Genomic DNA, 12,088 nt, shown 5'->3' on the forward strand with positions numbered 1-12,088 from the left:
CAACACGCGCTAAACGACACTCAGTGCGCGCGGTCCTTGAGGAACGCGATAAGATCAGCTCGATCCTGCGCCTTCTTGACCTGATAGAACATCTTCGTTCCGGGGATAAACTGTTGTGGGCCGGTCAGCCACATATCGAGATTCTCCTCGGTCCACACAATTTTTGAGTTCCGCAACGCCGGCGAATAATTGTACCCCGGCACGGTTCCGGCGGCCCGTCCGACGACGTCCTTGTGCATCGGCCCCACGTCGTTCTTTTCGATTGAGTGGCAATCCTCGCAACCCTGGTAAAGCACCTCTCCATGCGCGGCATCTCCTGCAGCGTTCGCGGGACTCCAGCAAAGCACCGGTGCAGACAACATGCCCGCGCAAGCCAAAATCAGTCTCCAGTGAATCATGCCACAGCGGCTCGAACGTTTTCCCATGAATCTCTCCTGCTTGGGATATCGCGAGGGAGGACTTGAATCGTTGCAGCTTTATTCCCGCGCCATCCGAAGCAACAAAGTCGGAATCATTTGTGAATTGGCTTATGAAGCAGCCGGTCAACGGCCATCGATGTTGTCGAAACTGGTGGTCAACGGCATCTTGATCAGGAAGACGTTCGGGTTGACGGCCTCGTGAGAAGCATCTGCCGCGGCTGCTGACGCTTTACGCGCGGTCCGCCCAGTGCGATCACAGTCTCAACACCAATTGTTTTGCGACGGAATTGGGTCGTGCGCCCTGATTGCCATCAGGACGGGGAATAGAAGCAACAGCACTCCAGTCGTCTTTGGATCGTCAGCCTGGTCCTTCGGTCTGACCTGAAAATGAATTGGAGTTGTGCAAAATGGAAAACGCGCCAGATCCGACTAATCATATTGCTTCGAGCCTTTCGGGCTCGATGGATCGTTTCGACCGAACGAGCGTCGCGTTGCACTGGTTGACGGTGTTTCTGATCGTCGTCCAATTCACCAGCATTTGGGTGCGCGAGCTGATGAACCATCAGAGTAATCTCGCAGAGTTGCTTTTGTTCGTGCATCGATCTTCCGGGATTGTTGTTTGGCTCGAAGTGGTCGTCCGGGCGATCTGGCGTCGATATTTTGCCCATGTCCCTCCTTTCCCCTCCAATATGCCGAATCTCCAGCAGGTCGCCGCTAAGACCAATGAATACGGCCTCTACATCCTGCTTTTGGCGATGCCTCTCACGGGGGTGGCCCGAACTGTTCTCCTGGGTCAGCCCTTCAGCTTGCTCTTCTGGCAGGTCCCGACACTTGTCGAATTTGATCCCGCGCTGCGCAGCGCTTTTGCTCAAGCACACGAGATCGGCGCGACAGCACTCATGGTGCTAATCGGCCTACATGCAGGCGCGGCGCTGTTTCATCGCCTCGTTCTAGGTGACGATATCATGCAGCGCATGTTGCCGATGGAAACTGGGCCGCGCTTGAAGTCCGACCCAGCGGAATAAAGCCGAGTTTCAGCGGGTCTTTTGCGCGGGGTGAATCAAAATCATCCATCATGGACTATCAACGATGCCTCTGATCTTGAGATCAGCAATTGCCGCCGCAATGGCATTTAAGGGTATCTTCGGCCATGCTCCCGGCCACGCACAGGCTCAGGCGAACGACAAGGATGTTGCGCAAGCCCTGCGGGCAGGTGGCCTGGCCCTTGTCGTGCGCCACGGCGCGACCTTCGCTGATCAGGCGCGGTCGTTGCAATTTTAGCGTAACTGATTCGCCGGATAAGCCGCCGCTTGGCACGTGGCTCTTGGAATTAGCCTGACGCCGCTCGCGCCGCCAGCACAGTCCGCGCCGTCGCCACGAACGCCTGCGCGGCCGGCGATAGTGTCCGTCCCTGACGCTGCAGCAGCGACACCGGTCGGGTGATGGCAGGCCGCACCAGCGGCTTTGCGATCAGCGTCGGAAACTGGTCGGCTGGCAGCATCGTCGCGGGGAGAATGGCAAGTCCCAGGCCCTGCGCCGTCATCGCGAGCGCGGTGTTGATCAGCGTCACTTCATAGGTTGGATTGAGGCGCTTGCCCTGCGTGCCCAGCGCCTGATCGATCTGCATGCGGATTCGCGTCTCGCGCCGCATCGCGATCGTGGGCAGCTGCGCCAGTTCGTCCCATGTCAGCGAGCGCCGTGCGGCGAAATCGGCGGTGCGCCGGCCGATGGCGCTGAGCCGCCCACGGGTCAGCGTCTCGCTCGTCATGTCGGCGAATTCGCCTTCCACGCTGCCGATCGCGAACTCCGCGTCGGTTGCGATCAGGCGTGGAACGAGATCGTCGGCGGCAACATCGCGCATGTCGATCTCGATGTCGGGATAGCCTGCGCGGAATCTCGCCAGCACCAAGGGCAGCAGCGCCGACGCGGTGCCGGCCGAGGCGATGAATGCGACGCGGCCGGCGCGCGCCTGCGCGAGGTCGCGCATGCTACGTGACAAGCCAACCGCATCGCCCAGCATGCGTTCGGCGGCGTGAAAAGCCTCGTCGGCGGCCAGCGTCGGCTGTACCGAACGCGTGGAGCGATCGAACAGCTTCACGCCGAGCTGGATTTCGAGCTGCCGGATCAACAGGCTCGCCGCCGATTGTGTGATGCCAAGCTCGCGCGCGGCCCGCGTGATGCTGCGCGCGCGATAGACGCCAGTGAAGGCCTGTAGCTGCCGCAACGTGACATTCATAGCCAAAGCTCATGAATTGATGAGTTCTTTCTGGCTTATCTTATAAGCCGCCCTGCAATAAAATGCATGCTGCGCAAGCGGCGAAGTCCGCTTCCATGCAAGGGATCGAGACGATGAGGACACAGGTGCTGGTCGTGGGCGCCGGGCCGGTGGGACTGACCGCGGCCATGGATCTGGCCTCGCGCGGGATCGACGTGGTCGTCGCGGAGATCCGCCATGCCGGCGATCCGCCCAGCGTCAAATGCAACCATGTGTCAGCGCGCTCGATGGAAGTCTTCCGCCGGCTGGGCGTCGCCGCAAAGCTGCGCGACGCTGGTCTGCCCGCGGACTTCCCGAACGATTGCTCCTATCGGACCACCGCGACCGGCATCGAGCTCTGCCGCATCGATATTCCCTCCCGCGCGCGCCGCTACAGCGCAACCGGCGGCCCCGACACCTGGTGGCCGACGCCCGAGCCGCCGCACCGGATCAACCAAGTCTATCTCGAGCCGATCCTGTTCAGCCACGCCGCGGCGCAGCCGCGGATCACCATTCTGGCACGCACGGAAATCACTGAGATCGAGCAGGACGACGACCATGTGGTCGCGCTGGCGCGCAACCTCGACAGCGGAGACACGCTGCGCATCGAAGCCAGCTTCGTGATCGGCTGTGACGGCAGCCGTTCGCTCGTCCGCAAATCGATCGGTGCAAGCCTGTCCGGCACGCCGGTGATCCAGCGCGTGCAATCGACCTATATCGAAGCCCCGCAGCTCAAGGAGCTCATGGGGGCGCACAAGCCGGCCTGGATGGTGCTCTCGCTCAACCCGCGACGCTCGGGCACCACGGTTGCAATCGACGGTCACGACCGCTGGCTGATCCACAATCATCTCAAGCCCGACGAGCCGGAATTCGATACGGTCGATCGCGACTGGGCGATCCGCGCCATTCTTGGCGTCGACGCGCACTTCGAATACCGCGTCCTCAGCAAGGAGGACTGGGTCGGACGTCGCCTCGTGGCCGACCGCTTCCGCGATCGCAGGGTCTTCATCTGCGGCGACGCCGCGCATTTGTGGATGCCCTATGCGGGCTACGGCATGAATGCGGGCATCGCCGATGCCGTAAACCTCTGCTGGCAGCTGGCGGCGCACCTGAACGGCTGGGCGCCGGCCGCGATCCTCGATGCCTACGAGGCGGAGCGTCAGCCCATCACGGAACAAGTGTCGCGCTTTGCGATGGACCACGCGATGAAGATGATGGCGCAACGCGGCGGCGTCTCTGCGGAGATCGAGGACGATACGCCGCGCGGTCACGCGGCGCGCGCATCGCTGGCCAGGGCGGCCTACGATCTCAACGTGCAGCAATATTGCTGTGCTGGCCTCAACTTCGGCTACTACTATGATGCCTCGCCGATCATCGCCTATGACGGCGAGACCCCGCCGCCCTACGCGATGGGAAGTTTTACGCCCTGCACCGTCCCGGGCGCCCGCGCGCCGCATCTGTTCCTGCGCGACGGACGATCGCTCTATGACGCATTCGGGATGGGCTACAATCTGCTGCGGTTCGACCCGACGATCGATGTGGCGCCGCTATTGTCCGCCGCAGCGGCGCGCGCCCTGCCGCTCGCACTGATCGACCTCGCGCCGGACGAGGCGAACGGTGCCTATGCCGAGAATCTCGTGCTGGTCCGGCCCGACCAGCACATCGCCTGGCGCGGGCAGGCGGCGCCTGACAATCCGCAAAGCTTGCTGGCGCGCATCACCGGCGTGGCTGCCGCCTGACGATTCAGGCCGGCCGTTGGCGACAATGAAAAAATGCATTGAGGAGACGAGCGTGTTTCAAATTGCAAGGCGTCGCATTCTGGCCGTGCTGTCGGGTGCCATTTTCGCGGTGCTGCCGCTGGAGGCGAGCGAAGCGGCCTATCCCGAGCAGTTGATCAAGATCATCGTCACCTTCCCGCCCGGCGGCAGCGCCGACACCGTCATCCGCGCGCTCGAACCGTTAGTCACTGCGGAGCTGAAGCAGAGCCTGGTGATCGAGAATCGCGCCGGGGCCGGGGGCAATATCGGCATGGCCGCGGTCGCGCAGGCGAGGCCCGATGGCTACACGCTCGGCGTCGCGCCGGCAGGCGCCTTGACGGTGAACCCGCACCTCAATTCGTCAATGCCGTTCGATCCGAAGGATCTTGCGCCCATCACGCTGTTCGCGGAAATTCCCTTCGTGCTGGTCGCTTCAGCGGACGTCCCTGCCCACAATGTTGCGGAGGCGATCGCGCTTGCCAAGGCAAAGCCGGGCGCGCTGTCGATCGGCCATGGCGGCAATTCGACGGCGATGCATCTGACGGCGGCGCTGTTCACTCAGAAGGCAGGGATCGACATGGAACTGGTTCCGTATCGCGGGACGGCGCCGGCGGCCGTCGACGTCCTCGCGGGGCATGTCCCCTTCGCGGTGCTGGATGTCCCCGCGTCACTGCAACTGATCCTCGACGGCAAGCTGAACGCGATCGGTGTTTCCTCGGCGCGCCGCGTGCCATCCTTGCCCAATGTGCCCACGCTTGCCGAGAGCGGTCTCGCGGGCTTCGAATCCGTCGGCTGGTTCGGGCTCGTTGCTCCGGCCGGCACGCCTGCCGACATCGTCAGCAGGCTGAACGAGGCCTTCGTGAAAGCCCTGAAGGACCCGTCGGTGGCCGAAAAGATCCGGACCCTCGGCGCGGAGCCCGCGCCGACCTCGCCGGATGAGTTCGGCCGCTTCATTCAGAGCGAGAGCACGAAATGGGGCAAGCTCATCAGCGAGGCCGGCATCAAGGCGAACTAGGCGCGTGGGCAGCTACTCGATCCAGACCGTCATGCCGGGTTCGAGGGCTTTTTGCTGGCCCTCTTGATCGAGGCGCAGGCGAAGCGTGTTGCGGTCGTGGTCGCCGACGACCCGTTCGGCCTGCCAGGTCGCGAACACGCCGATCGGCCGTAGCTCGGTAACCACTGATCTGATGGCGGTAGCGTCATCGTTTCGTAACACGTTCACCGCCTTTCCCATCGCGAGAGCGCCGAGATGGTCTTCGCGGACGTTGAACGAGAGCCACTGTTTGCCTGCGGCCTCGACAATCAGGATCGGCTGACCGGCGCGGACGTTTTCGCCGATCTCCGCGGCGATCACGCTGACCACGCCGTCGGCCGGCGCGCGCAGGATCATCTTGTCCAGGCGTCGCTCCAGCACCGCGACGGCCGTGGCGGCGGCTTGCACCTGCGTGTCGGCGATTGCGCGCTCCTCCCGGGTCGGGCCTGCAACGGCGGCATCGTAATTGGCCTGGGCCTGCGCCAGATCGGCCTGCGCGGCTGCGACGTCGTTCTCGGCCTGATCGAGCGACTGCTGTGACTCAAAACTCTGGCGCGCGAGCGTACTCGTTCTCGTGAGCTGGGCCTGGACGTAGTCGAGACGTGAACCGGCCTTGGAAATCGCTGCTTTCAGGGAATCGACCTGCTCGCGGCGAACTCCGGCATAGACGTTGTTACGGCTTGCGATGGTCGAGGCGAGCGCCGCCCGCGCCTGATCCGCCTGCGCTGTCAGCTCCACCGCCGACAGCCGAGCCAGCACGTCGCCGGCCTTCACATGGGCGCCCTTCGCGACGGCGATCGATACCAGCTGGCCGTTCACTTCCGGCTCGACCCTGACTTCGGTCGCGCGCACGACGCCGACGACGGCCGGTGGCGATGCAGGATCACGCGTTGCGTAGAACAAGGCGCCTGCGGCGAGCACGAGCGCAATTGCGACGATGACGGTCCGCCTAGCTTTGGGCATGTCTTCTCCTGATGGCAAATGCCGAGATGACTGCGAGAGCGAAATAGACCAGTGCCAGGCACCACAATCCGAGCCAGTCATGCGCGACGTCGCGGATGCCGGCGCCGAGCTGGTTGATGCGGACGAGGCCGTCGATGGCGTGGTCGGCAGGAAAGAGCTGGCCGAGCGCGCGCGCCGCTTCCGGGATCGCTTCTCGCGGCCACGCAAAGCCTGCCGTGAAGAACTGCGGCAGGCTGGTTGCCAGCAGCAGGAGGGTCGCGTTCTCCGGCCGCGTGAACCAGGCGCCGATGGCCTGTCCCAGAAAGCTCGTTGCGAGCAGGAACACGGTCGCGAGCGCGAACAGTTGTGGAAGGTGGCCGAGCGTCGAGAAGCCGTAGATGCGCGGCAGCACGATGAGATAGAGCACGAGCACAGGCAGGTAGATGGTCAGATGGGCGACGCCGCGTCCGAGCACACCGGCAAACGCGCCGCCGCCCGACGCCAGCGCGGTTCCGGTCAACATCGCAGCACCAATCAGCAGCGTCGGCTGGAGGATCAGCATGAACGCTGCCGGAACGATATAGCTCGCATAGCCACCGACCGGGTTGAAGATCGGTTGCAGCAACACGTCGGCCGGGCTCGCGCTCGCGAGCTTCGCCTTGACTAGGCTGCCGTCCGAGCGCGCGCCGCGCGAAACCAGCTCCGAGGTCAATGCGCCGATGGCGGTGGCGACGCCGCTCGCGGTTGATCTGAACATGAATAGATAGGTGGCATCTGCAATAGATAGGTGGCATCTGCGTAGATCGGGAGATGTGCGGTGATGCCCTTCAGCACGTCGCGCTCGGTGTCTGCCGGAATCTCGACAGCCGCAAAGGCTTTGCCTTGATTGATGGCGGCGCGCGCCTCTGCAACGGTGCGGGCGCGAACCACGACGCTCAGCGCGCCGCTCGCATCCAGATTCTCGACAATGCGCCGGCTGAGCTCGCTGAGATCATTGTCGACCACCGCGATCGGAAGCTTGCGCAGGATCTGGTTCAGATAGGGTTGCGGATAATAGATGCCGTAGACCAGCGGCGCCAGAAACAGCACGCTGAAGGCGCTTCGCATCCCGAGTACGCGCCGCCATTCGGCGGTGAAGGCTCCACCGACGCCGCGCGGGGTGGGAGCTGTCTCGGTCGGTTCGGCGGGCCGCGCCGCCGCAAACCATCCGCTCCGATTGAGGCTCGCCATGCGCAGCCAGGCAAGGCCTGCGAAGAGCAGTGCGAGGCCGGCGAGCGCGGCGAAGGGAATGGCGGATGCCGAGACGGGCAATCCCCGCGCCGCCTGTCCCAGCAGTACGGCCATGTACCAGCGCAGCGGCAGGATGGCGCTCCAGGTCTGCGCAAAGGCATTCATGCCGATGATCGGAAAGCCGACGCCGGCATAGCCGAACGCGGGAGACGCGATGAGGCCCGCAAGCCCGAGCCCTGACGCGAGATCGCGCGTGAGGAGCTGCAGTAGAGCGCCAAGCGAGAGATACGCAATGATCAGGAGCGAGCCGGCCGCGACGAGCAACGGCAAGTCGCCATGGAAGGGAATTTCCAGCACGCCCTCCAGGACGAGCGGCTCGGCCAGCATGATGAGAACAAAGATGCAAAACAGCGGCGCGAGCTTGCCGGCCAGTGCGACGAGCGGATTGCCTCCAGCGCTCTCCAGCCAGGCTCGGGCATCGCGGCGGCGGAATTCGGAGCCGACCGAATAGCCTGCCGCGAGCGTGATGACGACGTGGATGATCGTCGGCAGCAGCGCGCGCAGCAGGAACTGCGCATAGTTCTTTTGCGGATTGACGAGTGCGATGGTCTCTGCCGTCAGCGTTCCCGTGGACGCAGCCCCAGGTGCGGCGCGCGTGGCAGGGGCCGCGACGTTGGCCGCAGCCGACAGCGCATCGTTCAGGCCCGAGGAGGCTATGCCGGCCGCCGTAAGAAACTGCTGGTTATAGAACCCGACGATTTGCGGCCGGCGCTGCGCCTTCAAGTCACGTTCGAAGTCCGGCGGAATATAGATCGCCGAAATCGCCCTGCCGGATCGTATGTCCTGGACGGCCGACGACAGATTGCCGGAGCGATCAACGATATGCAGGCTCGGCGACGCCGCGACATATTCGGCGACGGCGCGCGATGCGTCCGATTTGTCTTCATCGACAACGGTCACGCCGAGCCCGCGGATGACCGGGTGGCTGAAGACGGTCGTCAGCACCACGAACGCGAACAGCGGCACGCCGAAGATCAGCAGCAGCGCGACGCGATCGCGAAAGAGCCAACGGCACTCGCGCCGCGCGACCAGAAAAAATCCGGGCTTTGCGCCGAGCCTCATTGCCGCGACCGCCAGTCGAGATAGGCGCTCATGCCCGGCCGCAACTCGGGCACCGGCTGCACCGGGTAGGCGCGGATCGAAAACGTCCGCAGGTCGAAATCGCCCGAGGCGCGCGTCGCCCGCCAGCTCGCATATTCGCCCTTGGTGGCGATGAGCTTCACCTCGACGGTGACACTACGGTCGTTGAGCGCGGGAATGCGAACGTCGAATTTGTCGCCGACCTTCAGGCCCTTGATCAGATCCTCGCGCAGATCGAAATGGACCCAGACGTCGCCCAGATTGATCAGGGTCACCAGCGGCACGCCCGGCGAGACGTACTCGCCCGGCTCGACATTGCGCTGATAGACCTGGGAGGCGACGGGCGCATAGACCACGAGCTGGTCGATAATCGATTGCACGCTCTGGATATCGGCCTCCGCCTTCTCGACATTGGCTTTGGCGATTGCGCGCTCTTCCTTGGTGTAACCGTTCACCGCCTGCTCATAGGCGGACTTGGCCTGATCGACCGCGCGCTCGGTCTCGTGCAACGCATCGGTGGCCTGGTCGAGGCGGGCCTGCGGGGCGTTGCCTTGCTCGGTCAAGGTATGGGTGCGGTCGAAGGTCTTCTGCGCCAGGACCAGGGCTGCCTGCGCACGATCCATCTCCGCTTTGCGGGCAGCCAAGACCTCCACCCGCGTTCCGACGAGAACGTTTGCGAGCTGGGCATCCGCCACCGCTCTCGCTGCCTTTACCTGATCCTGCTTGGCCAGTGTCTCCGGATTGTCGATCCGAACGAGAACGGCATTGGCGGCAACGTTCTGGCCTCGTTCGGCCGGAATCTCCTTGACCCGTCCGTCGACGCGCGCGGCGATGTCGAGGCGCGTGGCATCGACCTCGCCCTGCACCAGCAGCGGCTCCGGCCGCAGCAGATAGAAGATCGAGAGCGCGACGACGCCGATCGCAACGATGCCAACGATGATCGAAGGCGTTCGTGTCGCAGCGTGGGGATTTTCTGGTCGTGGACCGGCCGCCTCGGGTGTTCCTTGAGTCTCGTTTCCGGAGGTAGGCACGTCCATCGCTAGCTCCCCTTGGCTCATCACCGGGACGTCGACTATGTCGCGGTTGTCAAATCCTGTCCAATCGCGATGATGTTTTTCGCAGGTCGCACCGGGCGATTCAGCAAAACTCTGATGATGTGACGCGCCGATGGCATCTGCCTGAATTTTCTGATGCTTTTTTGGTCAAAGTTGCTGTCGTCACATCGATCGTCGATAGCGATGCTATTGTTGGCTGATGGTCACGCGACCCCGGCTGGCTTATCGGGGTCAGCCCAGCCGACGCGCTGTGCCGCAACTTCCGACCCGATGCCCCCGCAATCAGAGCGATGGCAGGTTGAACCTGCCGCCGTCGCGGCCCGACCTAGCAACATCCCGCCGGTCGGCAGAGAGCCAGGTAATCCAAGACGATGTTCGACAAAACCTACCGGCAACGTCTCGAAGCCGATCTTGCGCAATGGGAAGCCGATGGTGTGATCGCGCCGGCGGCTGCCGCCGGCATCCGCAGCGCGCTGCCGCCGCTTCCGCCCGGTATCAACATCGCGGTGGTCGTCGCCATTGTCGGCGGGCTCTTGATCGCGGCCGCATTCCTCGCCTTCGTCGCGGCGCACTGGACGGAGATTGCGCGGCTGTTGCGGTTCGCGATCCTGATCGCCGGCATCGTCGTCGCCGGCGGCCTCGGGGCGTGGTTCGCGAGTACCGGCCGTCCCGTTCTTGCCGATCTCTGCGCGAGCATCGGTGCGATCATCTTCGGCGCGGGCATCGCGCTGGTCGGCCAGATGTATCATCTCAGCGACGACTTTGCCGGCGGCATGCTGCTGTGGTCGATGGGCGCGCTCGCGGCGGCGCTGCTGACCGGCTCGCGTGGCGCGCTCGCGGTTGGCCTCGTGGCCGCCTGCATCTGGACCGGCATGCGCAGCTATGACGCGCCGAACGCGCTGCATCTTCCGTTCGTGGCAGTCTGGCTCGTCGCCGCCGGCCTCGCTTACGTGTGGAATTCGCGCGCGGCCGCCCACCTCGTTGCGATTGCCGCACTTCCCTGGTGGATCGCGACCGCGCTTCGCTTCGACTTCGATGGTGCCCAGCCTTCATTCATGCTCGCAGACGGTGCCGCCTTGCTGTTCGGTGCCGGGCTCGCGATCGCCGCAGCGCCCTCGCCAAGGGCGCTCCGGCTCGGGGCTGTTCTGTCGATTTACGGGGCGTTTTCGCTGGCCATCGTCGCCTCCCTCGAGGTGATAACGGTCGACGACATCCTCCGCTTCCGGACCGGCGCTGGTCCGGCCCAACCGCCGTGGGCCATCTTGTGCGGTGTTGCTGGTGTGATCCTTGCTCTCGCATCAGCCGGAATCACCAAGCGCGCCGGCGAAGTTTTGGCTGCATGCGCGATTGGGCTCGTGCTGCTCGCGGCGCCGATCTGGCCCGCGACCGCGGCTGGTGAGCCCTGGTTCGCCTATGGCGCGTTGCTCTGCGCCATGCTGTGCCTCGTCGTTTCCGGCGTGCTCGACGATGTACGTCCGCGGATCGTCGCCGGCTGGCTCGGGATCGCCGGCGTCATTGCAGGCATCACCTGGGCGGTGAAGGGATCGCTGCTGCGCCGGTCGGCCTTCCTCGCGGCGGCCGGCATCGTCACTGTGGCGTTTGCAACCGCGCTCAATCGCGCGCTGCCGAGAGCTGAGCGATGATCGAGCTGGTCGCATCCGTTACACAACTCTGGCAGCGCATTCCGAAAGCCGTGCTGTTCGGTATCGCCATCCTGCTTCAATGCGTGCTGCTGACCCTGATGGTCGCCGATCGCATGAATATCCTGCGCGAAGGCACCGAGGTGACCTTGCAGACGCAGCCGGTCGATCCCCGCGATCTCCTGCGCGGCGACTATGTCATGCTCAGCTACGACATCTCGCAACTTGCCGCAGGCGCGCTGGCCGGCCAGCCGGCTGCCGAGCGCAACCCGGTCGTGTTCGTCAAGCTCGCGCCGAATGCAAGCGGTCTTTACGAGGCCGTCTCGGTGCATGCCGAGCCTGTCGCTGTCACGGCGCCCCAAGTGCTGATCCGCGGCCGCCTCGCCAATTACGGCGGCGCGTCCTGCGGCTCGGACCGGCGCGGCTTCTGCGACAAGCTCGCGATACAGTACGGCCTGGAAAGCTATTTCGTGCCCGAAGGCGAGGGCAAGAAGCTTGAGCAGGCCCGCAACCAGCAGAAGCTGCGGGTCGTCGCCGCCGTGTTGCCCTCGGGGCGCGCCGCCATCAAGCGGCTGCTGCTCGACGGCCAGCCGGTCTATGATGAGCCGTGGTACTAGC

At 64.3% G+C, this 12,088-nt stretch carries 12 protein-coding genes; 6 read left to right on the plus strand and 6 right to left on the minus strand.

Features of this window, described 5'->3' with window-relative positions; genetic code table 11:
- Positions 1 to 20 precede the first annotated feature (20 nt).
- Positions 21 to 425, minus strand: coding sequence for a c-type cytochrome (locus ACPPVR_RS02470; protein ID WP_426612713.1), 405 nt, complete (start codon positions 423 to 425; stop codon positions 21 to 23).
- Positions 426 to 826: 401 nt separating this feature from the next.
- Here ACPPVR_RS02470 and ACPPVR_RS02475 point away from each other — a divergent pair, with 401 nt between their 5' ends.
- Together ACPPVR_RS02475 and ACPPVR_RS02480 are read left to right on the plus strand one after the other, a co-directional pair.
- Positions 827 to 1,444, plus strand: a complete 618-nt coding sequence (locus ACPPVR_RS02475; protein ID WP_426612714.1) for a cytochrome b — start codon at positions 827 to 829, stop codon at positions 1,442 to 1,444.
- 64 nt (positions 1,445 to 1,508) lie between these two features.
- A complete protein-coding gene (locus ACPPVR_RS02480) occupies positions 1,509 to 1,700 on the plus strand; it encodes a hypothetical protein (RefSeq protein ID WP_426612715.1) in 192 nt (63 codons plus the stop codon).
- Between the two features lie 49 nt (positions 1,701 to 1,749).
- Here ACPPVR_RS02480 and ACPPVR_RS02485 read toward each other — a convergent pair whose 3' ends face one another.
- Positions 1,750 to 2,655, minus strand: coding sequence for a LysR family transcriptional regulator (locus tag ACPPVR_RS02485; protein ID WP_426612716.1), 906 nt, complete (start codon positions 2,653 to 2,655; stop codon positions 1,750 to 1,752).
- 113 nt (positions 2,656 to 2,768) lie between these two features.
- Here ACPPVR_RS02485 and ACPPVR_RS02490 point away from each other — a divergent pair, with 113 nt between their 5' ends.
- Positions 2,769 to 4,412 carry an FAD-dependent oxidoreductase gene (locus ACPPVR_RS02490; RefSeq protein ID WP_426612717.1) on the plus strand — a complete coding sequence of 548 codons (1,644 nt, stop codon included), beginning with the start codon at positions 2,769 to 2,771 and terminating at the stop codon, positions 4,410 to 4,412.
- Positions 4,413 to 4,464: 52 nt separating this feature from the next.
- Positions 4,465 to 5,445, plus strand: a complete 981-nt coding sequence (locus ACPPVR_RS02495) for a Bug family tripartite tricarboxylate transporter substrate binding protein (RefSeq protein ID WP_426612718.1) — start codon at positions 4,465 to 4,467, stop codon at positions 5,443 to 5,445.
- 12 nt (positions 5,446 to 5,457) lie between these two features.
- Here ACPPVR_RS02495 and ACPPVR_RS02500 read toward each other — a convergent pair whose 3' ends face one another.
- From ACPPVR_RS02500 to ACPPVR_RS02515, 4 genes are read right to left on the minus strand one after another with little or no spacing between them, the layout of a single operon-like run.
- A complete protein-coding gene (locus tag ACPPVR_RS02500) occupies positions 5,458 to 6,426 on the minus strand; it encodes an HlyD family secretion protein (RefSeq protein ID WP_426612719.1) in 969 nt (322 codons plus the stop codon).
- A complete protein-coding gene (locus ACPPVR_RS02505; RefSeq protein ID WP_426612720.1) occupies positions 6,413 to 7,162 on the minus strand; it encodes an ABC transporter permease in 750 nt (249 codons plus the stop codon). The genes ACPPVR_RS02500 and ACPPVR_RS02505 overlap by 14 nt, the downstream gene beginning before the upstream one ends.
- Positions 7,114 to 8,757 carry an ABC transporter permease gene (locus tag ACPPVR_RS02510; protein ID WP_426612721.1) on the minus strand — a complete coding sequence of 548 codons (1,644 nt, stop codon included), beginning with the start codon at positions 8,755 to 8,757 and terminating at the stop codon, positions 7,114 to 7,116. The genes ACPPVR_RS02505 and ACPPVR_RS02510 overlap by 49 nt, the downstream gene beginning before the upstream one ends.
- Positions 8,754 to 9,812: an HlyD family secretion protein gene (locus ACPPVR_RS02515; protein ID WP_426612722.1), complete on the minus strand. Its 1,059-nt coding sequence runs from the start codon at positions 9,810 to 9,812 to the stop codon at positions 8,754 to 8,756. Before ACPPVR_RS02515 ends, ACPPVR_RS02510 begins: the two co-directional genes overlap by 4 nt.
- Positions 9,813 to 10,201: 389 nt before the next feature.
- On the opposite strand from ACPPVR_RS02515, the gene ACPPVR_RS02520 reads away from it, so the two are divergent.
- Both ACPPVR_RS02520 and ACPPVR_RS02525 read left to right on the plus strand, forming a co-directional pair.
- Complete coding sequence (locus tag ACPPVR_RS02520; RefSeq protein ID WP_426612723.1) at positions 10,202 to 11,473, plus strand: DUF2157 domain-containing protein; 1,272 nt, start codon at positions 10,202 to 10,204, stop codon at positions 11,471 to 11,473.
- On the plus strand, positions 11,470 to 12,087 hold the full coding sequence (locus tag ACPPVR_RS02525) for a GDYXXLXY domain-containing protein (protein ID WP_426612724.1): 618 nt from the start codon (positions 11,470 to 11,472) through the stop codon (positions 12,085 to 12,087). Before ACPPVR_RS02520 ends, ACPPVR_RS02525 begins: the two co-directional genes overlap by 4 nt.
- Position 12,088 lies beyond the last annotated feature (1 nt).

Source organism: Bradyrhizobium sp. McL0616 (assembly GCF_049993385.1).
Classification (GTDB): domain Bacteria; phylum Pseudomonadota; class Alphaproteobacteria; order Rhizobiales; family Xanthobacteraceae; genus Bradyrhizobium.

Excerpts from the sequence above, each read along its gene's own strand:
- ACPPVR_RS02515 (WP_426612722.1), bottom strand. The coding sequence starts at position 9,812 with ATGGACGTGCCTACCTCCGGAAACGAGACTCAAGGAACACCCGAGGCG.
- ACPPVR_RS02475 (WP_426612714.1), top strand. The coding sequence starts at position 827 with ATGGAAAACGCGCCAGATCCGACTAATCATATTGCTTCGAGCCTTTCG.
- ACPPVR_RS02520 (WP_426612723.1), top strand. The coding sequence starts at position 10,202 with ATGTTCGACAAAACCTACCGGCAACGTCTCGAAGCCGATCTTGCGCAA.
- ACPPVR_RS02480 (WP_426612715.1), top strand. The coding sequence starts at position 1,509 with ATGCCTCTGATCTTGAGATCAGCAATTGCCGCCGCAATGGCATTTAAG.
- ACPPVR_RS02490 (WP_426612717.1), top strand. The coding sequence starts at position 2,769 with ATGAGGACACAGGTGCTGGTCGTGGGCGCCGGGCCGGTGGGACTGACC.
- ACPPVR_RS02500 (WP_426612719.1), bottom strand. The coding sequence starts at position 6,426 with ATGCCCAAAGCTAGGCGGACCGTCATCGTCGCAATTGCGCTCGTGCTC.
- ACPPVR_RS02470 (WP_426612713.1), bottom strand. The coding sequence starts at position 425 with ATGGGAAAACGTTCGAGCCGCTGTGGCATGATTCACTGGAGACTGATT.
- ACPPVR_RS02510 (WP_426612721.1), bottom strand. The coding sequence starts at position 8,757 with ATGAGGCTCGGCGCAAAGCCCGGATTTTTTCTGGTCGCGCGGCGCGAG.
- ACPPVR_RS02485 (WP_426612716.1), bottom strand. The coding sequence starts at position 2,655 with ATGAATGTCACGTTGCGGCAGCTACAGGCCTTCACTGGCGTCTATCGC.
- ACPPVR_RS02525 (WP_426612724.1), top strand. The coding sequence starts at position 11,470 with ATGATCGAGCTGGTCGCATCCGTTACACAACTCTGGCAGCGCATTCCG.
- ACPPVR_RS02505 (WP_426612720.1), bottom strand. The coding sequence starts at position 7,162 with ATGTTCAGATCAACCGCGAGCGGCGTCGCCACCGCCATCGGCGCATTG.